This is a genomic window from Flavobacteriales bacterium (assembly GCA_020435415.1).
In the GTDB taxonomy this organism is placed as follows: domain Bacteria; phylum Bacteroidota; class Bacteroidia; order JACJYZ01; family JACJYZ01; genus JACJYZ01.
The window spans coordinates 1-754 of record JAGQZQ010000174.1 but is presented as its reverse complement, the minus strand read 5'-3'; the positions used below and the strand labels follow the sequence as shown (position 1 = coordinate 754).

The window sequence follows — 754 nt, the reverse complement described above, 5'->3', positions numbered from 1 at the left end:
GTAGAGGTCGCCCTTGGCCTGGAAGCCGGGGGGCAGGCTGCGGCGCACCTCGTCCATGAAGCCGGCGACGTCGGCCTCGTCCTTGCCGGGGAACTTGTGGATCAGGGAGCAGATCAGCCAAGGCGTGGTGGCGTTGAGGCGGTTGATCAGGTCCTGGCCGCTGGTGGTGCGGTAGATGGCCTCGTCCACGCCGAGGAAGACCTTCTCGATCTGTTCGTCCAGCTCGGAGCGGTCGGTGATGATCAGGAGGCGGGCGTCGGGGTTGTGCTCGCGCAGCCACTTGGCCAGCCAGACCATGGTCAGGCTCTTGCCGCTGCCCTGGGTGTGCCAGATGATGCCGCCCTCACGCTCGCGGATACGCCCCTGCGCGGCGCGCACGCCGAAGTACTGGTTGTGGCGGCAGACCTTCTTGACACCGGCGTCGAAGACCAGGAAGTCGTGGATGATCTCGAGGAAGCGGACCTTGGCGCAGAGCTGGATCAGGTGGCGGTCGAGCAGGTTGGCGATGCTGCCGTCGTCGCCCTCTTCCTTCCAGGTCAGGTAGTATTTCTCGGGCGTCTCGACGACGGCGTAGCGCAGCCCCTCGGTGTCGTTGCCGGCCATGATAAGCTGGACGGTGGCGAAGAACGGGCGGATGAAGGTCCGCTTCTGGTTGTCCAGGTTCTGGCGGATGCCTTCGCTGACCGAGACAGTGGAGCGCTTCAGCTCCAGCACGGCCAGGGCGATGCCGTTGACGTAGAGGACCACATCGGGC

At 65.5% G+C, this 754-nt stretch carries 1 protein-coding gene; it reads right to left on the bottom strand.

The features are described from left to right. A partial coding sequence (locus tag KDD36_15180; protein MCB0397991.1) for a DEAD/DEAH box helicase family protein occupies positions 1-754 on the bottom strand: 754 nt, incomplete at both ends.